At 73.9% G+C, this 20,734-nt stretch carries 17 protein-coding genes; 4 read left to right on the top strand and 13 right to left on the bottom strand.

Translation table 11 applies throughout. The features are described from left to right. Window positions 1-6: 6 nt before the first annotated feature. Complete coding sequence (locus tag ACWD1Z_RS29040; RefSeq protein ID WP_451122543.1) at window positions 7-1,296, bottom strand: glucarate dehydratase family protein; 1,290 nt, start codon at window positions 1,294-1,296, stop codon at window positions 7-9. Further along, a complete protein-coding gene (locus ACWD1Z_RS29045; RefSeq protein WP_451122544.1) occupies window positions 1,293-2,240 on the bottom strand; it encodes a 5-dehydro-4-deoxyglucarate dehydratase in 948 nt (315 codons plus the stop codon). The genes ACWD1Z_RS29040 and ACWD1Z_RS29045 overlap by 4 nt, the downstream gene beginning before the upstream one ends. Before the next feature lie 281 nt (window positions 2,241-2,521). On the opposite strand from ACWD1Z_RS29045, the gene ACWD1Z_RS29050 reads away from it, so the two are divergent. Further along, a complete protein-coding gene (locus ACWD1Z_RS29050) occupies window positions 2,522-3,706 on the top strand; it encodes an MFS transporter (RefSeq protein WP_451122545.1) in 1,185 nt (394 codons plus the stop codon). A 41-nt stretch (window positions 3,707-3,747) separates the two neighbouring features. Here the strand turns inward: ACWD1Z_RS29050 and ACWD1Z_RS29055 are convergent, their stop codons facing one another. The 5 genes from ACWD1Z_RS29055 to ACWD1Z_RS29075 all read right to left on the bottom strand — a co-directional run bounded on the left by ACWD1Z_RS29055 (window position 3,748) and on the right by ACWD1Z_RS29075 (window position 9,927). After that, window positions 3,748-4,737 (bottom strand): adenosine deaminase, encoded by a 990-nt coding sequence (locus tag ACWD1Z_RS29055; protein ID WP_451122546.1) that lies wholly within the window; start codon window positions 4,735-4,737, stop codon window positions 3,748-3,750. 20 nt (window positions 4,738-4,757) lie between these two features. Next, window positions 4,758-5,663 (bottom strand): ribonuclease Z, encoded by a 906-nt coding sequence (locus tag ACWD1Z_RS29060; RefSeq protein WP_451122548.1) that lies wholly within the window; start codon window positions 5,661-5,663, stop codon window positions 4,758-4,760. Between the two features lie 6 nt (window positions 5,664-5,669). Next, the gene (locus tag ACWD1Z_RS29065) at window positions 5,670-6,023 is read right to left on the bottom strand and encodes a histidine triad nucleotide-binding protein (protein WP_451122550.1); all 354 of its coding nucleotides are present in this window, start codon (window positions 6,021-6,023) and stop codon (window positions 5,670-5,672) included. 97 nt (window positions 6,024-6,120) lie between these two features. After that, window positions 6,121-9,315: a S41 family peptidase gene (locus ACWD1Z_RS29070; RefSeq protein ID WP_451122552.1), complete on the bottom strand. Its 3,195-nt coding sequence runs from the start codon at window positions 9,313-9,315 to the stop codon at window positions 6,121-6,123. Between the two features lie 54 nt (window positions 9,316-9,369). Then, window positions 9,370-9,927 (bottom strand): hypothetical protein, encoded by a 558-nt coding sequence (locus tag ACWD1Z_RS29075; protein ID WP_451122554.1) that lies wholly within the window; start codon window positions 9,925-9,927, stop codon window positions 9,370-9,372. Between the two features lie 111 nt (window positions 9,928-10,038). Between ACWD1Z_RS29075 and ACWD1Z_RS29080 the strand changes: the two genes are divergently transcribed. Continuing rightward, on the top strand, window positions 10,039-11,646 hold the full coding sequence (locus ACWD1Z_RS29080) for a hypothetical protein (RefSeq protein ID WP_451122556.1): 1,608 nt from the start codon (window positions 10,039-10,041) through the stop codon (window positions 11,644-11,646). Window positions 11,647-11,676: 30 nt separating this feature from the next. Here ACWD1Z_RS29080 and ACWD1Z_RS29085 read toward each other — a convergent pair whose 3' ends face one another. The 4 genes from ACWD1Z_RS29085 to hrcA form a co-directional block, all read right to left on the bottom strand. Next, entirely contained in the window at window positions 11,677-12,417 is a 741-nt protein-coding gene (locus ACWD1Z_RS29085; protein WP_451122558.1) for a 16S rRNA (uracil(1498)-N(3))-methyltransferase, read from the bottom strand. Beyond that, window positions 12,414-13,499 (bottom strand): nitronate monooxygenase, encoded by a 1,086-nt coding sequence (locus tag ACWD1Z_RS29090; RefSeq protein WP_451122560.1) that lies wholly within the window; start codon window positions 13,497-13,499, stop codon window positions 12,414-12,416. Before ACWD1Z_RS29090 ends, ACWD1Z_RS29085 begins: the two co-directional genes overlap by 4 nt. 123 nt (window positions 13,500-13,622) lie before the next feature. Further along, a complete protein-coding gene (gene dnaJ, locus ACWD1Z_RS29095) occupies window positions 13,623-14,759 on the bottom strand; it encodes a molecular chaperone DnaJ (RefSeq protein ID WP_250075151.1) in 1,137 nt (378 codons plus the stop codon). Continuing rightward, the gene (gene hrcA, locus ACWD1Z_RS29100) at window positions 14,760-15,776 is read right to left on the bottom strand and encodes a heat-inducible transcriptional repressor HrcA (protein WP_389416089.1); all 1,017 of its coding nucleotides are present in this window, start codon (window positions 15,774-15,776) and stop codon (window positions 14,760-14,762) included. 161 nt (window positions 15,777-15,937) lie between these two features. Here hrcA and ACWD1Z_RS29105 point away from each other — a divergent pair, with 161 nt between their 5' ends. Beyond that, the gene (locus ACWD1Z_RS29105; RefSeq protein ID WP_451122563.1) at window positions 15,938-16,663 is read left to right on the top strand and encodes an MBL fold metallo-hydrolase; all 726 of its coding nucleotides are present in this window, start codon (window positions 15,938-15,940) and stop codon (window positions 16,661-16,663) included. A 34-nt stretch (window positions 16,664-16,697) separates the two neighbouring features. Then, a complete protein-coding gene (locus tag ACWD1Z_RS29110) occupies window positions 16,698-17,513 on the top strand; it encodes a DUF3097 domain-containing protein (protein ID WP_451122565.1) in 816 nt (271 codons plus the stop codon). A gap of 35 nt (window positions 17,514-17,548) precedes the next feature. Here ACWD1Z_RS29110 and hemW read toward each other — a convergent pair whose 3' ends face one another. Together hemW and ACWD1Z_RS29120 are read right to left on the bottom strand one after the other, a co-directional pair. Further along, the gene (gene hemW / locus ACWD1Z_RS29115; protein ID WP_451122567.1) at window positions 17,549-18,781 is read right to left on the bottom strand and encodes a radical SAM family heme chaperone HemW; all 1,233 of its coding nucleotides are present in this window, start codon (window positions 18,779-18,781) and stop codon (window positions 17,549-17,551) included. Between the two features lie 28 nt (window positions 18,782-18,809). Next, a complete protein-coding gene (locus ACWD1Z_RS29120; protein ID WP_451122569.1) occupies window positions 18,810-20,687 on the bottom strand; it encodes a SpoIIE family protein phosphatase in 1,878 nt (625 codons plus the stop codon). Window positions 20,688-20,734: the final 47 nt, after the last annotated feature.

The following is a 20,734-nucleotide window of genomic DNA, read 5'->3' on the forward strand; positions in this document are numbered from 1 at the left end:
GGCGAGCTACCAGCGCGGGACGGCCGGTGTGACCCAGTCGGGGTCGGCGACGCGCATCGCCGCAGCGTCGTCGCGCTCCCGCAGGGTGCCGTCGTCATCCAGCCACCGCCGATGCAGGAACCGCAGCCGTTCGCGGTCGAGTTCGACGCCGAGGCCGGGCCGGTCGGACACGGCGACCCTGCCGTCCTCGAAGCGCAGCCGCTCGGTGAGCACGTCCTCGGTCTGCCAGGGGTAGTGGGAGTCGCAGGCGTGGTGCAGGTTCGGGACGGTGGCCGCGACGTGGGTCATCGCGGCCAGGGAGATCCCCAGGTGGGTGTTGGAGTGCATGGACACCCCGACCCCGAAGGTCCGGCAGATCGCGGCCAGTTGCTGGGTGTTGCGCAGCCCGCCCCAGTAGTGGTGGTCGGAGAGGACGACCTGCACGGCGTCCCGGACGAACGCCTCCTCGATCTCGGCGAACGTCGTCACGCACATGTTGGTGGCGAGCGGCACCTCGGTCCCGGCGGCCACCTCGGCCATGGCCGGGGTGCCGAGCGCGGGATCCTCCAGGTACTCCAGGACGTCCGCCAGTTCTCTCGCCACCTTCAGCGAGGTCTCCACCGACCAGGCGCCGTTGGGGTCGAGCCGCAGCGGATGCCCCGGGAAGGCGTCCGCGAGCGCCCGTACGGCGGCGATCTCCTCGTCCGGCGGGAACACCCCGCCCTTGAGCTTGAACGACGTGAACCCGTACCGCTCCGTGAACGTCCGCGCCTGGGCGACGACGCCCGCCGGGTCCACGGCGGCGCCCCAGTCGTCCCGCTCCGCCGCCACGCCCGCCGGGTGCTCGGCCCACCGGTAGAACAGGTACGCGCTGTACTCGACCGCGTCGCGCACCTTGCCGCCGAGCAGGGCGTGCACCGGCAGCCCGAGTGCTTTGCCGAGCGCGTCCAGACACGCCACCTCGAAGCCGGACACCACGGACAGCCGCAGCTTGTCGGCGGTCTGGACGCCGCGCAGTCCGCCCACGTCGACCTGGTCCGAGACCCGGGAGCCGTCGACCGCGACGTCCTCGGCGAGGGCGAACAGGCCGTTCAGCTCGCTGACTCGCCGGCCGATCAGCCGCGCGGCGAAGGGCCGTGCCAGTTCCAGGTACTTCGTGTCGCCGTAGGTCTCCCCCACCCCGGTGATCCCGTCGGCGGTCACGACCTCCACGATCAGCCGGGGCGTGTAGGGCTGGTGGACGCCCTGGGTGTTGAGCAGGGGCGGGTCGGCCACGAGGACCGGCGTCAGCCGGACATCGGTCACGGTGAGGTTCACAGCGCGGCTCCTACGAGGTCCAGACCGGTGGTGAGCAGGGCTTCCAGGTCGGCGAGGTCGGCGTCCGACGGATCCGTCAGCGGAGCGCGCACCGGTCCCACCGGGCAGCCCCGCAGCCGCGCCGCCGCCTTCACCAGGGACACGGCATAGCCGGGCACGCGGTCGCGGAGTTCGACGAACGGGACGTAGAAGTCGCGCAGCAGCCGCTCCACCGTCTTGTCGTCGCCGTCGCGCAGGGCGGCGAAGAAGTGGTTCGCGATCTCGGGCGCGAAGGCGTGCACGGCGGAGGAGTAGGCGGGGACGCCGACGGCGGCGTAGGCGCGGGCCTGGATCTCGGCGGTGGCGGCGCCGTTGAAGAACAGGAAGCCCTCGGGGGCGGCGAGCGTGAGGCGCTGGAGCCGGTCGAGGTCGCTGTGGCCGTCCTTGAGCCCGACGACGTTCGGCAGGGCCGCGATCCGCCGCAGCGAGCCGGCGCTGAAGGCGACCTGTCCGCGCTGGTAGGCGATGAGCGGCAGCCGGGTGGCCGAGGCGATCCGCGCCAGCTGCCGCACCAGCCCTTCCTGCGGGGCGGCGACCAGGTAGTGCGGCAGGACGAGCAGGGCGTCGGCGCCCGCCTGCTCCGCGATGCGCACGAACCGTACGGCCTGCGCCCAGCCGTAGCCGATGCCCGCGACGACGGGCAGCCTCCCGGCCGCCTCCTCGACCGTCACGGTGACGACCGTGCGGTACTCGTCCTCGTCCAGCGAGAAGAACTCACCGGTGCCGCAGGCGGGGAAGACCGCGCCGGGCCGGGCGGCGATCCGCTCGGCGACATGGGCGCGGAAGCCGTCGGGGTCGAGGCTGCCGTCGTCGTGGAAGCTCGTCAGCGGGAACGACAGCACCCCGCCCGCCATCCCGTCCCGCAGCCGCCGTACGGCCGTATCGGTGTCGAGGGCCACGGTCATCCATCTCCCCACGCAGATGGTATCCATATATGTAGATGGAGGCTAAGGATGCGAACGGTCGGGCGTCAATGGCCGTGCCCCCGCAACCGGCTACCGACCAGCAGGAAGGCGCGTGTTTACCCGCCCTTTCCCCGGCGAAACAGAATGTGCCCCGGATCACACCACCCGCCCTTCTTCACCCCTCCCCCCGCTTGATACAAATTGCCCGCGCGTTCCTGTCCGTCGACGGTCGTCGCCCTCCCCCTTTCGAGCCGCTCCTCTCGCATGCCCTGGGAACGCCCGTGTCCGCCCGCACCACCCTGCCCTGGCCCCTCGTCGCCCTTTTCACGGCCGGGTACCTGGCTCCGTATCTCCTGCCGACCACCGTCGGCCGCCTCGATACGGGGCTCGACCTCTCCGCCACTCAGGCCGGCGCCATCGGCAGTGCCCTGCTGCTCGGTTCGGCCGCGGCGGGGTTCCTGCTCGCCTCGCGCGTCGACCGGATCGGCCCCCGCACACTGGCCCGCCTCGGCCTCACGCTCGCCGTCCTCGGCTACGGCGGGGCCGCGCTGACCCACTCCGTCCCGGCCGTCGTCGCGGGCGCCGTGATCGGCGGATGCGGCTCCGGTACGGTCACCGCGGTCGCCGCCACCGGGATCGCCGCCCGTCCGGACCCGCACCGGGTCACCACCTGCGGCCTGCTCGGCGTCTCCGCCCTCGCGGGCGCCGTGTACCTGACGGTCCCGCACCTGGGCCCCGGCCACGGCCTCCCGCTCGCCGCCATCGCGCTCACCGCGCTGGCCATGTGGCCGCTGACCGGCCGCCTCCCCGCCCCGGACCCTGTGGCCCGGACCCGGCAGGAGACCGGCCCGCTCCCCCATCCGCGCTCCGGACTCGTCCTCGCCGCCGCCCTGATGTGCTGGTCGCTGGCCCAGAACTCCCTGTGGGGCGTCAGCGGCCGGATCGGGCTGACGCAGGCTCACCTGAGCGAGGTCACGGTCGGCCTGGTGTTCGCCGTGGCGCTCGGCGCGGGCCTGCTCGGCGTGGTCGCGGCCGGCGCGATCGGCCCCCGGCTCGGTCACGCGCTGCCCATCGGCGCGGGTACGGCCGTCATCGCGGTCTGCATCGCGGTCAGCGCGTCCGCACGGGACCTGGCGACCTTCGCGGCCGGCGAGATCGCCTGGAACGCCCTCTACCCGATCGTCCTGTCCTACGTCATCGGCCTCGCCGCGTCCCTCGACGGCCGGGGGCGCTGGGCGGTCCTGGTCGGCTCGGCGTCCTCGCTGGGCACGGCGGCGGGTCCGCTGGCGGGCAGCGTGCTGTCGGCGCAGGCGGGCTTCCCGGCGATGGGGGCGGTGCTGGCCGTGGGGCTGCTGGTGGTCGGCGTACCCATGACGATGGTGGCGATGGGCGCCGGCCGGCGCTCGCTGCCGGTGGTGGAGATCCCGGTGGAAACCCCCGTGTACGACCGGGCGACGGCGGCCTGAACGCCGCTCTCAGGGGCGCGGGGAACCGCGCGCGGCGCCCCCTAGAACTCGTACGCCTCCACCTCGGCCAGATACCGTGCCCGCCGCTCTTCGTCGTGCTCCAGGAAGCTCGCCAGGAAGGAGTTGCGGGCCAGTTCGCGCAGCCGGTCGTCGGTCAGGCCCAGCGCCTCGCGCACCGCGCCGAAGTTGTCGCCCGCGTACCCCCCGAAGTACGCCGGGTCGTCGGAGTTCACCGTGCACAGCAGGCCCGCTTCGAGCATCGCGGGCAGCGGGTGGTCCGCCAGGGTGTCCACGGTGCGCAGGCGGACGTTGGAGAGCGGGCAGAGCGTCAGCGGGACCCGGTCCCGGACCAGCCGCTCCACCAGCGCCGGGGACTCCATGCAGCGCAGCCCGTGGTCGACGCGCTCCACGCCCAGCACGTCCAGCGCCTCGGTGATGTACTCCGGCGGCCCCTCCTCACCGGCGTGCGCCACCCGGCGCAGGCCGAGCGCGGCGGCGGCCTCGTACACCTCGCGGAACTTCACCGGCGGATGCCCGACCTCGGCGGAGTCCAGGCCGACGCCGACGATCCGGTCGAGGTAGGGCTTCGCGGCGTCCAGGGTCGCCATGGCCGACTCGGCGGACTCGTCGCGCAGGAAGCACAGGATGAGCTGCGTCGAGACGCCGTGGTCGGTCTCGCTGCGGTCCAGCGCGCGGGAGAGCCCCTCGACGACCGTGCCCATGGACAGCCCCCGCGCCAGATGGGCCTGCGGGTCGAAGAAGATCTCCGCGTGCCGCACGCCCTGCGCGGCGGCGCGGGCGAGATAGGCGTGCGCGAGGTCCTCGAAGTCCCGCTCGGTGCGCAGCACCGCCATGAGCTCGTAGTACAGGTTCAGGAAGGACTGCAGATCCTCGAACCGGTACGCCTCGCGGAGCTGGTCGGTGTCCGCGTACGGCAGCTCGACACCGTTGCGGGCGGCCAGCTCGAAAGCCAGCTCGGGCTCCAGGGTGCCTTCGATGTGAAGGTGCAGTTCTGCTTTCGGGAGGGGCATCAAAGCATCGTACGGGCCTCTCACCGACGTTTCGGAACCGGCACCCGCAGCAGATCGTGCGCCACCGTCAGCTCCCCCTCGAACCCGGCGGCCCGCGCCTGCCGCTCGAACTCGTCGGGCTCGGAGTAGCGCTGGCTGAAGTGCGTCAGCACCAGGTGCCGTACGCCCGCCTCCCGCGCCACGCGGGCCGCCTGGCCCGCGGTGAGGTGGCCGTGCTCCACGGCGAGGTCGGTGTCCTCGTCGAGGAAGGTCGACTCGATGACGAGCAGATCGCAGCCGTCGGCGAGCGCGTGCACGCCGTCGCACAGCCGGGTGTCCATGACGAACGCGAACCGCTGGCCGCGGCGCACCTCGCTGACGTCGTCGAGCCGTACGTCACCGAGCGCGCCCTCCCGCTGGATCCGTCCCACGTCCGGGCCCTTGATGCCGTGCGCGGCGAGCCGGCCGGGCAGCATGCGGCGGCCGTCGGGCTCGATCAGCCGGTAGCCGTACGACTCGACGGGGTGGGAGAGCTTGCGGGCCTCCAGCGTGTAGCCGGGGGTGGTGGCGAGTGTCCCGTCCTCGCTCACGGGTGCCTGGACGATCTCGACGGTCTCCCGGTACGCGGTCGCGTACCGCAGCCGGTCGAAGAAGCGCCGGCCCGACTTCGGGTAGTGCGCGGTCACCTCGTGCGGGACCTTGTCGAGGTTGATCCGCTGGATGACCCCGGCGAGGCCGAGCGAGTGGTCGCCGTGGAAGTGCGTGACGCAGATCCGGTTCAGGTCATGGGCGGCGACCCCGGCCCGCAGCATCTGGCGCTGCGTGCCCTCGCCGGGATCGAAGAGGATGCCCTCCCCGTCCCAGCGCAGCAGGTAGCCGTTGTGGTTGCGGTGCCTGGTCGGCACCTGGCTCGCGGTGCCGAGGACCACGAGTTCGCGTACGGACATGGCTCGTTACCCGGGGGGCCACTGCATGCCACGGCCGCCGAGGACATGGGCGTGGACGTGGAAGACGGTCTGGCCGACGCCGGCGCCGGTGTTGAAGACGACGCGGTAGGAGTCGAGCTTTTCCTGTGCGGCGACTTCTCCGGTCTCACCCAGGACGTCGGCGGCCAACTGCGGTGCGGCGGCGGCGAGTTCGGCAGCGTTCGGGTAGTGGGCCTTGGGGATGACCAGGATGTGGGTGGGCGCCTGGGGGTTGATGTCGCGGAACGCCACGGTGGTGTCCGTCTCGCGGACTACGGTCGCGGGGACGTGGCCTTCTGCGATCTTGCAGAACAGGCAGTCGTCCTGGGGTTCTCCTGCCATGCGGTTCCCTCCGGAGGGGTGCGCCCAATGATTCGGGGGCATCGTATCGTCGGCGGGTGCGAGTCCTTGGTGGCTGGTCGCGCAGTTCCCCGCGCCCCTAGGTGGGCATACCCGGGGGAGTTTTCGCCGGACTGCTCTCCAGCGCCTCAAGCGCCATCCGTACCGCCTCGTCCAACTGGGCGTCCCGGCCCGCCGCGTAGTCCTGCGGGCGCTGCACCACCTCCACGTCCGGGTCCACCCCGTGGTTCTCCACCCCCCAGCCGGAACCCTCCAGCCAGATCGCGTACTTCGGCTGGGTGATCAGGGTGCCGTCGACCAGGCGGTAGCGGCTGTCGATGCCGACCACTCCGCCCCACGTGCGGGTGCCCACCACGGGGCCGATGCCCAGGGCCTTGATCGCGGCGTTGACGATGTCGCCGTCCGAGCCGGAGAACTCGTCGGCCACCGCCACCACGGGGCCGCGCGGGGCGTCCTCGGGGTAGCTGGCGGGGCGCATGCCCCGGGGGACGCTCCAGCCGACGATCCGGCGGGCCAGCTTCTCCACGACCAGTTGGGAGGTGTGGCCGCCCCGGTTCTCCCGGATGTCGACGATCAGGCCCTCGCGGGTGACCTCGACCCGCAGGTCCCGGTGGATCTGCGCCCAGCCCGGCGCCTGCATGTCGGGGACGTGGAGGTAGCCGAGGCGGCCGCCGGAGCGTTCGTGGACGTAGGCCCGGCGGTCGGCCACCCAGTCGTGGTAGCGCAGGGGCTCCTCGTCGGCCACGGGGACCACCACCGCGTGCCGCAGCTCGCCGCCGCCCGCCGGGGACACGGTCAGTTCGACGGGCCGGCCCGCCGTGCCCACCAGCAGGGGGCCGGGGCCGGTCACCGGGTCGACCGGCACTCCGCCCACCGCGACGATCGCGTCCCCCGCCCGGACCGCGACCCCGGGTGCCGCGAGCGGGGCGCGGGCGTTCGGGTCGGAGGTCTCCGACGGCAGGACGCGGTCGATGCGCCAGGTGCCGTCCTCGCGGCGGGAGATGTCCGCGCCGAGCAGACCCTGGCGGGCTCCGGCGCCGGAGCCGCCGCGCGGGATGACGTAGGCGTGGGAGGTGCCGAGTTCGCCCTGGACCTCGTAGAGCAGGTCGACCAGGTCGTCGTGGGTGGCCAGCCGGTCAAGGACCGGGCGGTAGCGGTCGAGCACCGCCGCCCAGTCCACTCCGCTCATGTCGGGGCGCCAGAAGTGGTCCCGCATGATGCGGCCGGTCTCCTCGTACATCTGCCGCCACTCGGCGGCCGGGTCGATCACCTGCCGGACCCGGCCGAGGTCGACGGTGATGTTGGAGTCGCTGTCCTCGTCGCCCGAGGCCCGCCGGTCGCTGGGGACCACCTTGAGCCGGCCCTCGGTCCACAGCAGCACCCGCTTGCCGTCGCCGCTGACCTCGAAGTGGTCGGCGTCGGCGGCCAGATGCTCCACGCGCTGCTGGACGAGGTCGTAGCGCTCCAGCTCGGACTTGGGGTCCGGGTCGTCCGGGGCGGCCCGGGACGAGCCGAGTTCGCCGGTGACGGGGTGGCGCAGCCAGAGCAGGCCGTCCCTGGCGGCGCGCAGGCCGGTGTAGCGGGCGGCCTCGACCGGGAACGGCACGATCCGGTCGGCGAGCCCTTCGAGGTCGATCCGGGTGGCCGGGGCGCCCTCGCTGTCCGGTGTCTCGTCCTTGTCGGGCGCGTCGACGGGGCGCCCGTGCCGCTGCGGTCCGAACGGCGACGGCGTCACAGCGGCCAGCGTGATCAGGTAGGGGCGGGAACCGGCCACGAAGGCCAGGTCGAAGACGTGCTCGTCGTAGACCGGGTCGAAGGAGCGCGCCGAGAGGAACGCCAGGTGCTTGCCGTCCTGGGTGAACGCGGGCGCGTAGTCCTGGAAGCGCAGCGGTGTGGCCTCGGTGACCGAGAGGTCGGTGGTGTTGGCGAGGCGCAGTTGGCTCAGCGGGCTGGGGCCGGGGTGCGACCAGGCCAGCCAGGCGGAGTCCGGGGAGAAGACGAGTCCGGAGACATCGCCGTCCTCGCTGCGGTCGACCTCGCGGACCTCACCGGTCTCCCGTTCGACCAGGAGCACCCGTCCGTCGTGCGAGGCGACGGCGGCCCGGCTGCCGTCGGGGGCCACCGCCAGGCCGAGGACGCGGCCGAGCTGTCCGGCGGCGAGCCTGCGCGGGGTCGCGCCCGGGGCGAGTCCGGTCGCCGGGGCGAACTCCAGCGCGTCGTCGCCCTCGGCGTCGGTCACCCACACCACCCACTCCTCGCCGTCCACGCGGAAGGTGCGGGGCTTGCGGGCCCGTACGCCGGGTTCGGCGGCGAGCACACGGGCCGGTCCGGAGCGGTGGGTGACCCAGTGGATCGCGCCGCGCACCAGGACGGCGCTGCCGCGCCCGGTGTGGTCGGGGGCCGCGGCGCCGAACCAGCGGGCGGCGCTGACCGGATGCGGGCGGCGGTCGGTGCGCTGGCCGCCGAGCCGGATGTCGAGGCGGCGCGGCTCGGCGCCGTCCAGGTCGTCCAGCAGCCAGAGTTCACCGGCCGAGGCATAGACGATCCGGGTGCCGTCACCGGCGGCATGGCGGGCGTAGAAGCCGTCGAGGGGGGTGTGGCGGCGCAGGTCGGTGCCGTCGGCGAGGGAGGAGTAGAGCGCGCCGACGCCTTCGTGGTCGCTGAGGAAGGCGATGCGGTCACCGGCCCAGACGGGGTGCTCGATGTTCCCGTGCAGGTCCTCGTGCAGCCGGACGAACTCGCCCTGCCCCTCCCGGTCGATCCACAACTTGCCCATCCGGCCGCCCCGGTAGCGCTTCCAGTGGGCCGCCTCGAGACTCATGGTCGCGGACAGCAGCACGGTGTGCGGCCCGAGGGCCACATCCCCGACGACGCCGTACGGCAGGGTCGTCGACGGTCCGCCGTCGAGCGGGACGGCGTGCGCCCAGGTGCGGTCGCGGCTCGCCCGGCCCCGGTTGCTGGTCACGAGGACGTCGCCGTCGGAGGTCCAGCCGCGCACCCGGGTGCGGGCGCCCCAGTGCGTCAGGCGGGTGGAGGGGCCGCCGGACACGGGGGCGGTGTGCACCTCGGGGGCGCCGTCGCGGCTGGAGGTCCAGGCGACGGTGGCGCCGTCGGGCGAGATGCGCGGCAGCGAGACCGGCATGTTGTCGGCGCTGACCCGCCAGGCCCGGCCGCCGTCCAAGGGGGCGAGCCAGACGTCGTCCTCGGCGGTGAAGGCGACCAACTCGCCGTGCGGATGCGGATAGCGGAGATAGGCGGCGGCAGGCTGAGTCACCCGATCACCCTACGCACCCGCATGACCTCGGGTAAGGGGTTTGCGATCACTCCCTCACTTGCCCTCGGGCCAGCACTGCGGATCCTCCTTGCAGTACAGCGTCTTGGTGACGGTCACCGTGACGGTGGGTCCGGGCTGCCCCGGTCCGTCGCTGCTGGGCGGGGCCACCGGGGACGGGGTTCCCTCGCAGTCGCCGAGCCCGTCGACCTCGAACCAGACCTTGCCGGCCACCTTCGCGGTGAGGTGACCGCGCACGCACTTGCCGTCGGTCGCCCGGGTGACGAGACCGTCGACGGTGATGTCCTCGCCGTCCTTGGTCTTGCCGGTGCACTCCACCTCGGCGACGGTCTGTTCGGCCGCGTCCGGAGTCGAACCGTCCCCGTCATCGCCGTCATCGCCGTAGGAGGCCGTGCAGGTGAGCCACTGGACCTCCGCCTTCTGGCGCTCCAGTTCCCGGCTCACCGTCTGGTCGGTGGTCCACGCGATGGACGCGGTGCTCATGCCGCCGCCCTCGCACGCGGCCGTCCCGCCGACGGCGAGGACGACCAGTCCGGCCGCACCCGCCACGCGCGCCCCGCGCGGGCGACCCCAAATCCGCCTCAACACCCCCATGGAGGGCAGCCTGCCACCGTCCGGCTCGCTGCGGTAGAGCGCATACGGACACTCAGCACTCCCGCACGTCACAATCGAGTGCCGGCCAACTGCCCCTCTACCGGAGGACCGTTGACACCCCCGCGGATCCGCTCGCCCCGACTCCTGCCGGGACCGCGCGTCCCCGGCGAACCGCAGCAGGGCCCCGAGCCCGCGGCGGACCCGGCCGCCGGACCGCCCGCGCCGCCGCACCGGCGCCGGGTGCGGATGCTCGTCGACGTGGTCGACCAGCCGGACGAAGTGGCCTACGTGACCGCCCTGTTCGAGGAGCGGGGCTGGGCCGTGCGTCCCGCGGAGGGCGAGGAGGCGGCGCCCGCCCCGGCGCACCGGACCACCCTCGTCGTCGAGGTCCGGCTGCACGGGGCCCGCCTGGGCGCGCTGCGCACCGCCACCATGGAGGTCGAACGGCTCACCCGGCAGGCCGAGTTGGGCGCCTGGGCACGGGACGCGGCGCTGGTCGAGCACGAGCGGCCCGCCCGGACGACGTACTACCTGCACCGCGCGCTGCCGACGCTCGGGCGGGTGTGGATCTGGCTCGGCGGGGCCGACGAGCAGCGGGCGGTGACCGTCCCGGCGGGGCCGCGGTCCCGGGAGGCGGCCGAGGCCGAACTGGCCGCGCGCGCCCTGGGCGGCCGCCCCTACGACCCGGCGGCGCACGCCCTGCGGGTGCCGGGCCACTCGGACGCGGACCCGCCGCGCGACGAGACCCCGCACGAGCGCCGGGTCCGCCTGGTGTGGCTGTGGGCGGCGACGGCGGGCCTGCTGCTCGCGATGGTCTGCGGGATGTACGTCGTCTGGGCTGAGGGCGCCTGGAAGCTGCTGCCGGCGCTGCTCAGTCCGGCGGGGGCGCTGCCGCTGGGGCGGACCGCCAAGGAGACGCGGACGCGTGGCCGCGGGGTGCAGTGGGCGGCGGGAATCGCGGGCACCACGGCGCTGGCCGCGTTCGGGGCGCTGGTCGGTCAGGGCAGCAGCCCCGGTCAGCTGTGGGCGGCGCTGCTGCTGCTCGCGCTGGGCCTGTTCACGGGCGCCGGAGTGGTGCTGGCCCTCCGCCGTACCTTCTTCACCCGGCACGCGGCCTGGCTGGTGCCGCTGTCGGTGCCGGTGCTGTGGTCGCTGGTGGGCTGGCTGGGCGGGCAGATGCACGCGGCGTACCTGGACCGGTTCGACATCCGCGCGGACACGGTGCCCGTGTCCAGCCTCGGCCGGTACCTGGCGGCGGCCGAGCCCATGGGACTCGCCCTGGGCAGCGCGGTGTTCTTCGTGGCGGTCATCGGCTGGCTGCGCCACTTCCACCTGGGCCGGGACGGCAGCAACCGCCTCTTCGCCGCGGTCCTGGCCACCCTGCTGGGCGTGGTCTTCGCCCTCACCGCGATCGGCATCGGCACCCGCGACGCGGCGAGCGCGGCGGGCCGGGCCGCGGAGAACGTCGCCCACGACGGCAAGCGCCCGCCCGACTACTTCGGCGTCTACGCCCACTTCGTCTGCGTCCGCCCGGTGGACCCGGCCAAGCCCCTGGCCGTGGACAACGGCCCGGCTCCCACCGACCACCCCGTCCTGTCCTTCGGCACCGCGACCGACTGGATCTGGCTCTGGGACCCGTCCCGCCACGAGGGCCCCCGCCAGGAGTCCTTCGCGGTCCGCAGGGAGGACGTCCAACTCCTGCCGGCGACGTACTGCTAGGGCCGGTCGGCAGCGGGCTCCCCGGGGTGGTCAGCCCCAGCGGCCGGTGCGGGTGAGGAGCAGGGCCGCCGCCGCCGTTCCGGCGGTCGAGGTGCGCAGGACGGTCGGGCCGAGCACGTACGGCCGCGCCCCGGCCTCCTCGAACAGCGCCAACTCCTCCGGCGACACGCCCCCTTCGGGCCCGACGACCAGCACGATCTCGCCCTGCGCGGGCAGTTCGGCGGCGGCCAGCGGCTCGGTGCCGCTCTCATGGAGTACGGCGGCGAAGTCGGCCTTCGCCAGAAGTGCCGCGACCTGCTTGCTCGTTGCCGCGTCCGCGACCTCGGGGAAGCGGACCCGCCGGGACTGCTTGCCGGCCTCCCGCGCGGTGGCCCGCCACTTGCCCAGCGCCTTCAGTCCCCGCTCGCCCTTCCACTGCGTGATGCAGCGGGACGCCGACCACGGCACGATCCCGTCGACCCCGACCTCGGTCATCGTCTCGACGGCCAGCTCACCCCGGTCGCCCTTGGGCAGGGCCTGTACGACGGTGATGCGGGGCCGCGGCCCGGGTTCCTCGGCGACCGAGTCCACCCGGACGGTCAGCCGGTCCTTGCCCTCGGTCTCCAGCACCGCGCACTCCGCCCAGTGCCCGGCGCCGTCGGTGAGGACGACGTCCTCGCCGGGGCGCAGCCGCTTCACGGAGACCGCGTGGCGGCCCTCGGGCCCCTCCAGGACGTACCGTCCGCCGGGGGCCGCGTCGAGGCGCTCGACCACGAACACCGGAGCCGTCATCGTCCCGCACCGCCTTCCTGGGCGGCCGACAACGCTGTCCTGGCGGCGGCGAGTTCGGCCGCGAGGACCTCGACCAGCTGGCCGGCGGGCAGCTCCCGTGCCATCCGGTGGCCCTGCCCCGCCCACAGCGCCATGCCCTGCGCGTCGCCCGCCTTGGCGGCGGCCTTGCGCAGCGGCGAGGTGAGGTGGTGGATCTCGGGGTAGGCGGCGGGGGCGTAGGGGCCGTGCTCGCGCAGGAAGCGGTTGACGAGCCCGCGCGCGGGGCGGCCGGAGAACGCCCGCGTCAGCTCCGTACGGACGAACAGGGGGTTGGTCAGCGCCTGCTTGTGGACCGCGTGGGCGCCGGACTCGGGAGTCGCGAGGAACGCGGTGCCGAGCTGCGCGGCGCTCGCGCCCGCGGCGAGCACGGCGGCGATCTGGCTGCCGCGCATGATGCCGCCGGCGGCGACCACGGGGAGGGCGACGGTCTCGCGGATCTGGGCGAGGAGCGACAGCAGGCCGATGCCGGTGCCGTCGGTCTCGGGGTTGTCGCGGTGCGTGCCCTGGTGGCCGCCGGCTTCGACGCCCTGCGCGATCACCGCGTCGGCACCGGCCCGCTCGACGGCGAGGGCCTCGTCGGCGGTGGTGGCGGTGACGAGGGTGAAGGTTCCGGCCCGGCGCAGGGAGTCGAGCACGTCACTGCTCGGCACGCCGAAGTGGAAGGAGACCACCGGTACCGGGTTGTCGAGCAGGACGGCGAGCTTGGCCTCGTAGCCGTCGTCCCGCCCGCTGTCGCGGTCCCCCAGCTCGGTCTCGTACCAGCCGGCCTCTCCGGCGAGCTGATGGGCGTACACGTCGACGGCCGCCGCGTCCGCGTACTCCGGCTGCGGCATGAAGAGGTTCACGCCGAACGGGCGGCCGGTGAGCCCCCGCAACTGCTTGATCTCCTGGTACATGCCGTCGGCGGTCTTGTACCCGGCGGCGAGGAACCCCAGCCCGCCGGCCTCGGCCACGGCAGCGGCGAGGGCCGGCACGGAGACGCCGCCCGCCATGGGGGCCTGCACGATCGGAAGGGGAAAAAGATCGGTCAGTGCGGAGGACATGACGGCATGTTGTCACGTCCTCCGAACAACTCCGAATCCACCCGTCCGTACGACAGGACCCAGAGCCGGCGCCAGGCGTCAGCGCCCGCCGAAGGCATCCCGCGACAGCGCCTCCACCCCGCGTCAGCGCCCGTTGAAAGCATCCTTCAACCGCGAGAACAACCCCTGCTGCCCCGGCTGGAACTGGCCCTGGGGCCGTTCCTCGCCGCGCAGTTTGGCCAGTTCGCGGAGCAGACGCTCCTGTTCCGGGTCGAGCTTGTTCGGGGTCTGGACCTCGACGTGGACGATCAGGTCGCCCCGGCCGCCGCCGCGCAGATGCGTGACGCCCCGGCCGTGCAGCGGGATCGACTGGCCGGACTGGGTGCCCGGGCGGATGTCGACCTCCTCCAGGCCGTCGAGGGTCTCCAGCGGCACCTTGGTGCCGAGGGACGCCGCCGTCATCGGGAGCGTCACCGTGCAGTGCAGATCGTCGCCGCGCCGCTGGAACTGCGCGTGCGGCAGCTCGTGGATCTCGACGTAGAGGTCACCGGCCGGACCGCCGCCCGGGCCCACCTCGCCCTCACCGGCGAGCTGGATCCGCGTGCCGTTGTCGACACCGGCCGGGATCTTGACCGTGAGCGTACGGCGGGACCGCACCCGGCCGTCACCGGCGCACTCCGGGCACGGCGTCGGCACCACGGTGCCGAAGCCCTGGCACTGCGGACACGGCCGCGAGGTCATGACCTGGCCCAGGAAGGACCGCGTCACCTGCGACACCTCACCGCGCCCGCGGCACATGTCGCACGTCTGCGCGGAGGTCCCCGGCGCGGCGCCCTCGCCGCTGCAGGTGTTGCAGACGACCGCCGTGTCGACCTGGATGTCCTTCGTGGTGCCGAAGGCGGCCTCGTCGAGCTCGATCTCCAGCCGGATCATGGCGTCCTGGCCCCGGCGGGTGCGCGAGCGCGGCCCGCGCTGCGACGCCGTACCGAAGAACGCGTCCATGATGTCCGAGAAGTTCCCGAAGCCGCCCGCGCCGAAGCCGCCGGCGCCCGCGCCGCCCGCCTGGGACAGCGGGTCGCCGCCGAGGTCGTAGACCTGCTTCTTCTGCGGGTCCGAGAGCACCTCGTAAGCGGCGTTGATCTCCTTGAACCGCTCCTGGGTCTTCGGATCGGGGTTGACGTCCGGGTGCAGCTCGCGCGCGAGCCGCCGGAAGGCCTTCTTGATCTCTTCCTGCGACGCGTCGCGACGCACGCCGAGAACGGCGTAGTAGTCCGTGGCCACTTACGACTCCGCCAGGATCTGTCCGACGTACCGTGCCACTGCGCGTACCGCTCCCATCGTTCCCGGGTAATCCATGCGGGTCGGTCCGACCACGCCGAGCTTGGCGACTGCCTCGCCGCCCGAACCGTAGCCGACCGAGACCACGGACGTGGAGTTGAGTCCCTCGTAGGCGTTCTCGTGACCGATGCGTACGGTCATGCCCGAATCCCCGGCCTCGCCAAGGAGCTTGAGGAGCACGACCTGCTCCTCCAGTGCCTCCAGGACGGGCCGGATGGTGAGGGGGAAGTCATGTCCGAAGCGGGTGAGATTGGCGGTGCCGCCGATCATCAGCCGCTCCTCGTTCTCCTCGACCAGCGTCTCCAGCAGCGCGGAGAGGACGGCCGAGACCGTGCCGCGATCCTCCATGTCGAAGCCCTCGGGGAGGTCCTCGACGAGGGTCGGCACATCGGTGAAGCGCCGGCCCGCGATCCGGCTGTTCAGCCGGGCCCGCAGATCGGCCAGGGACGCCTCGCCGAACGGCGCGGGGCAGTCGACCATCCGCTGCTCGACCCGCCCGGTGTCCGTGATCAGCACCAGCATCACGCGCGCGGGGGCGAGCGAGAGCAGCTCGACATGGCGCACGGTGGACCGGGTGAGCGACGGATACTGCACGACGGCGACCTGCCGGGTGAGCTGCGCGAGCAGCCGTACCGTCCTGGCCACCACGTCGTCGAGGTCGACGGCGCCCTCCAGGAAGTTCTGGATGGCCCGCCGCTCGGGCGCGGTCATCGGCTTGACGCCGGCCAGCTTGTCGACGAAGAGCCGGTAGCCCTTGTCGGTCGGGATGCGCCCGGCGCTTGTGTGCGGCTGGGCGATGTAGCCCTCGTCCTCCAGCGCCGCCATGTCGTTGCGGACGGTCGCCGGGGAGACGCCGAGGTTGTGCCGCTCGGTCAGGGCCTTCGACCCCACCGGCTCCTCGGTGCCCACGTAGTCCTGGACGATGGCGCGCAGCACCTGCAGCCTGCGTTCACTCAGCATCCGCGCACACCTCCAGAAGTCGCACCCCCAGTCCCCCGGGGCCCTTCGCCTGGCACTCGGTCCGCCCGAGTGCCAGCGTTCCCGGCCCAGTGTACGGCGGTGGGGCACTCCCCGGGCAAGGTCGGTCCTGCTGTGATGGGTCGTACAGCTAGCGTCGCGGTATGACGGTGACTTGGGAAGAGCTGGGATGGGAGCGGGTCGCGGCCGGGGTGGGCCGGTGCCGGCTGCCCGGCTGGGACTGTACGGCGGGCCTGGTCGTCGGAGAGGGTAAGGCGCTGGTGGTCGACGCCGGGTCGAGCCTGGCCGAGGGGGCCCGGCTGCGGATGCGGGCGGAGGCGCTCGCCGGTCACCGTGTGACGCATCTCGCGCTGACGCATCCCCACTTCGACCATGTCCTCGGGGCCGCGGCGTTCGCGGAGGCGGAGGTCTACGGCGCGGTGGGCATCGACTCGGTGTACGGGCCGCACGGCCGGGCGGCGCTGCGCGCGGACGCGGTGCGCCACGGGCTGGACGCGCGCGCGGCCGACGAGGCGGTGGACGTCCTCACGCCGCCCCGGCATCACGTCTCCGGCGAGTGGACCCTGGACCTCGGCCCCGGCCGCCAGGTCCTGCTGGCGAACGTGGGCCCCGGCCACACGGCCCACGACCTGGTGGTCCTGGTCCCCGGCTCCCCGGAGGTCGTCTTCTGCGGCGACCTGGTGGAGGAGTCGGGCGACCCCCAGGCCGGCCCGGACGCCGTACCGTCGCGGTGGCCGGCGGCGCTGGACCGGCTGCTGGCGCTGGGCGGCGAGGACGCGCTGTACGTGCCCGGTCACGGGGCGGTGGTGGACGCGGCGTTCGTGCGGGCGCAGCGGGACGCGCTGGCGGCCCGTTTCGGCGTGTCGTAGGACCTGGTCCGGCGCTTCTCCTATCGTCATCCGAATGCGCCAGTACTCTCCGGACCTGACCCCGCCGTGGAAGAAGCCCAAGCCGGTCCCCGAGGTCGAGGCGGAGCCCGGCCTGGTGGTCGAGGAGCCCGGCACCGGCTTCTGCGGAGCGGTGATCCGCTGCGAGGCGGGCACGGTGACCCTGGAGGACCGCTTCGGCAAGCACCGGGTGTTCCCGCTGGAGCCGCGCGGGTTCCTGCTGGAGGGCAGGGCGGTGACGCTGGTACGCCCGTCCTCGGGATCTCCGGCACGCCCCGCCCGTACCGCCTCCGGCTCGGTCGCCGTGCCCGGGGCACGCGCGCGGGTCGCCCGCGCCGGGCGGATCTACGTCGAGGGCCGCCACGACGCGGAACTGGTGGAGAAGGTCTGGGGCGACGACCTGCGCGTCGAGGGCGTGGTGGTGGAGTACCTGGGGGGCGTCGACGACCTGCCGGGCATCGTGGCGGAGTTCGCGCCGGGGCCGGACGCGCGGCTGGGGGTGCTGGTGGACCACCTCGTGCCCGGCACCAAGGAGTGGCGCATCGCACAGCAGGTGACCAGCGATCACGCGCTGGTCGTGGGCCACCCCTACATCGACATCTGGGAGGCGGTGAAGCCGTCGTCCCTGGGCATCCCGGGCTGGCCGCGGGTGCCGCACGGGCAGGACTGGAAGACGGGCGTGTGCCGGGCGCTCGGGTGGCCGTCGGAGAACACGGGCGCGGTGTGGCAGGCGATTCTGGCGCGGGTGAACTCGTACAAGGACCTGGAGCCGGAGCTGCTGGGGAGAGTCGAGGAACTGATCGACTTCGTCACGGACAGCGGCGGGGCCTGACGCCCCGAGGGCGCCGGGACCCGCCTTGGGAGCGATCAGTCCACCAGGTCCCGGACCACCGCGTCCGCCAGCAGCCGCCCCCGGAGCGTCAGTACCGCGCGGCCCTCCTCGTAGGGGCCCTCCTGGAGCAGCCCCTCCGCCCGTGCCCGCCGGGCGGCCGCCAGGCCCGCCTCGTGCAGCAGGGACAGCGCGACGCCCTCACGCAGGCGCAGCTCCAGCAGGATCCGCTCGACGCGGCGGTCCTCCGCCGGGAGCAGCTCCCGGCCGGCGCCCGGGGACCGGCCCGCCGCCAGGGCCGCCGCGTAGGCCCCCGGATGCTTCACGTTCCACCAGCGCACCCCGCCCACGTGCGAGTGCGCCCCGGGACCGGCCCCCCACCAGTCGGCGCCGCGCCAGTACAGCTCGTTGTGCCGGCACCGGCCCGCCTCCGAGGTCGCCCAGTTCGAGACCTCGTACCAGTCGAAGCCCGCCGACGACAGCACGGATTCCGCCATCAGGTAGCGGTCGGCGTGGACGTCGTCGTCGGTCATCGGGACCTCGCCCCGGCGGATCCGGCGGGCCAGCTGCGTGCCCTCCTCGACGATCAAGGCGTACGCGGAGATGTGGTCGGGGCCGGCGCCGATCGCCGCGTCCAGCGAGGCCCGCCAGTCGTCGTCCGTCTCGCCGGGCGTGCCGTAGATCAGGTCCAGGTTCACCTGCTCGAAGCCCGCCGCGTGGGCCTCCGCCACGCATGCCTCCGGCCGCCCCGGCGTGTGCGTGCGGTCCAGCACCTGCAGCACATGCCGCTTCGCGCTCTGCATGCCGAAGGAGATCCGGTTGAACCCGCCCTCCCGCAGCGCCGACAGGTACGCCGGGTCCACCGACTCCGGGTTCGCCTCCGTCGTGATCTCGGCGTCCGGCGCGAGGCCGAACTCGTCGCGGATCGCGTGCAGCATCCGGACCAGATCGTCCGCCGCCAGCAGGGTCGGCGTACCGCCGCCCACGAAGACCGTCCGGACCTCGCGGGGGTCGTCGCCGAGGACCTTGCGGGCGAGCCGGATCTCGTCGGTCATGGTGTCCGCGTAGTTGTCGCGGGACGCCAGCACGCCCCCCGTGCCGCGCAGCTCGGTCGCGGTGTAGGTGTTGAAGTCGCAGTACCCGCAGCGGGTCGCGCAGTAGGGGACGTGCAGATAGAACCCGAGCGGGCGGTCGGCGGCGCCGGCGAGCGCGGCGGCGGGCAGCGCGCCGTCGTCGGGGACCGGCTCGCCGTCGGGGAGTGCGGAAGGCATGCGTTCCATTGTCCAGCACCCCGCGCCCTTACTCGGCCTGGAGCACCAGCAGCGCCAGATCGTCCTCCGGCGGCCGTCCCCCGAAGTCGTGCACGAGCCGCCGGATCCGCTCGGCGATCGACTGCGCGCTGAGCCCGGCGCACCCGGCGAGCGCGGCAGCGAGCCCGTCGCCGTCGTCGAACTGGCGCGATCCGCTGCGCCGCTCCGTCACCCCGTCCGTCACGCACAGCAGGCTGTCCCCGGGCCCCAGCGCGAAGGTCTCACTGGTGTACGTGGCGTCCTCGATGACCCCGAGCAGGGTCTGCGGCCGCGCGACCGTGCGGACGCCCCCGTCGGGCCCGAGCAGCAGCGGCAGCGGATGCCCGGCGGAGGCGAGGGTGCAGCGCACGCCCCCGTCGAAGGGGACCAGCTCGCCGTAGAGCAAGGACAGGAAACGGGTCTGCGGGCCGTCGCCCGGTGCCGCCGGGCCGACCAGGGCGCGCGCCCGGGCGTCGGCGGCCTCGGTGGCGTCGTCGAGGAGGAGCTGGTTGAGGCGGTCCAGCACGTCCGGTACCCGGTACCCCTCGCGGGCCAGCAGCCGCAGCCAGGGGCGGGCCAGGCCGATCACCACCGCCGCCTCCGGGCCCTTGCCCTGGACGTCGCCCACGGCGAAGCACCAGCGGCCGGCGCCGGCCGGGAAGACGTCGTAGAAGTCGCCGCTCGGGCCGCCCTTGTCGCAGGGCTCGTAGACGAGGGCGCTGCGCACGCCCGGGATCTCGGCGACCGCGCCGGGCAGCAGCCCGCGCTGGAGGACCGCGCTGATGGTGGCCTGGCGGGCGTACTGCCGGGCCGCGCCGATGGCCAGCGCCACCCGCCGGCCGAGGTCCTCCACCAGCCCGGTGACCTCGTCGGGGAACCCCTCGGGTCCGGACTGCCCGATCACGAGCGTGCCCAGCGGCCGGCCGCCCGCGACCAGGCGGTACGCCAGGGCCGTGCCGACCGGCTCGTGCTCCCCCAGCGCCTGGCCGGGCCACGGGTGCGGCACGGGCCCGGAGCCCGGGTCGTCCGGCGGGTGCGGCGGCTCCTTCTCCAGTGCCCGGCGCAGGTCCTCGATGCGGTTCTCGCTGCCGTGCCAGACCCGGGCGAGGCGGGGCCCGGCGCCCGGGGTGCCGTGCGGGGACCGGCCGCGCCCGGTGAACTCGTCCTCCAGCCACACCGCGCACCAGTCGGCGAGCCGGGGCACCAGCAGCTGCCCGGTGAGGGCGGCGACCAGATCCTCGTCGAGCTGTCCGGCGAGCAGGTCCGAGGCCTCGGCGAGGAAGGACAGGGCACCCCGGTGGAGCCAGTCCCGGTCCCGCTCGGGCCGTCCCGGACCGGGGCCCCGTACCGGGAAGGGGGGCGGGCCGGTGGGCGCCGCGTGCTCGTCGGGCTCCTCCTCGGCGGGCAGCCGGGCCCACACCGTCTTCACGCCGGTGCGGTACGTCACGCCCCAGCACTCGGCGAGCCGGGCCACCAGGGTCAGTCCGCGCCCGTACTCCGCCGTGCCGTGCGCCGGTTCGGACGCGCCGTCGCGCGGGGCGCGCGCGGGGTGGTGGTCGGAGACCTCGACGACGATCGTGCCGGTCTCCTCCTCCGTCCGGCAGACCAGCTCGATCTCGGTGCCCGCGTGGACGACGGCGTTGGTGACGAGTTCGCTGACCACCAGGACGGCGTCGTCGGCGAGGCGGCGGGTATGCGCCTGGGTGCCGGGCAGGCCGAGGTCGGCCCACTCGGCGAGCGCGGCCCGCACGAGGGCGCGGGCGGAACCGGGCGCGAGGGGGCTTCCCGGCAGGGTGGCGCAGGCCCACGCACCCGGGCGCGCGCCATCGCGCGCAGGCGCGCCGGAGGCACGGGAAGCGGTCTCCCGTTGCGCCGGAATGGCCCCCATGGACAGCTCCCCGAGCGGTTCGGACGAATTCGCCTCAGTCGACGCCG

The organism is Streptomyces sp. NPDC002784 (genome assembly GCF_053592135.1).

What these genes read in the sequence shown, in the direction of transcription:
- hrcA (WP_389416089.1), bottom strand. Translation starts at nt 15,776, where the DNA reads ATGCTGAGTGAACGCAGGCTGCAGGTGCTGCGCGCCATCGTCCAGGAC.
- ACWD1Z_RS29045 (WP_451122544.1), bottom strand. Translation starts at nt 2,240, where the DNA reads ATGACCGTGGCCCTCGACACCGATACGGCCGTACGGCGGCTGCGGGAC.
- ACWD1Z_RS29055 (WP_451122546.1), bottom strand. Translation starts at nt 4,737, where the DNA reads ATGCCCCTCCCGAAAGCAGAACTGCACCTTCACATCGAAGGCACCCTG.
- ACWD1Z_RS29060 (WP_451122548.1), bottom strand. Translation starts at nt 5,663, where the DNA reads ATGTCCGTACGCGAACTCGTGGTCCTCGGCACCGCGAGCCAGGTGCCG.
- ACWD1Z_RS29120 (WP_451122569.1), bottom strand. Translation starts at nt 20,687, where the DNA reads ATGGGGGCCATTCCGGCGCAACGGGAGACCGCTTCCCGTGCCTCCGGC.
- ACWD1Z_RS29110 (WP_451122565.1), top strand. Translation starts at nt 16,698, where the DNA reads ATGCGCCAGTACTCTCCGGACCTGACCCCGCCGTGGAAGAAGCCCAAG.
- hemW (WP_451122567.1), bottom strand. Translation starts at nt 18,781, where the DNA reads ATGCCTTCCGCACTCCCCGACGGCGAGCCGGTCCCCGACGACGGCGCG.
- ACWD1Z_RS29090 (WP_451122560.1), bottom strand. Translation starts at nt 13,499, where the DNA reads ATGTCCTCCGCACTGACCGATCTTTTTCCCCTTCCGATCGTGCAGGCC.
- ACWD1Z_RS29065 (WP_451122550.1), bottom strand. Translation starts at nt 6,023, where the DNA reads ATGGCAGGAGAACCCCAGGACGACTGCCTGTTCTGCAAGATCGCAGAA.
- ACWD1Z_RS29085 (WP_451122558.1), bottom strand. Translation starts at nt 12,417, where the DNA reads ATGACGGCTCCGGTGTTCGTGGTCGAGCGCCTCGACGCGGCCCCCGGC.
- ACWD1Z_RS29075 (WP_451122554.1), bottom strand. Translation starts at nt 9,927, where the DNA reads ATGGGGGTGTTGAGGCGGATTTGGGGTCGCCCGCGCGGGGCGCGCGTG.
- ACWD1Z_RS29105 (WP_451122563.1), top strand. Translation starts at nt 15,938, where the DNA reads ATGACGGTGACTTGGGAAGAGCTGGGATGGGAGCGGGTCGCGGCCGGG.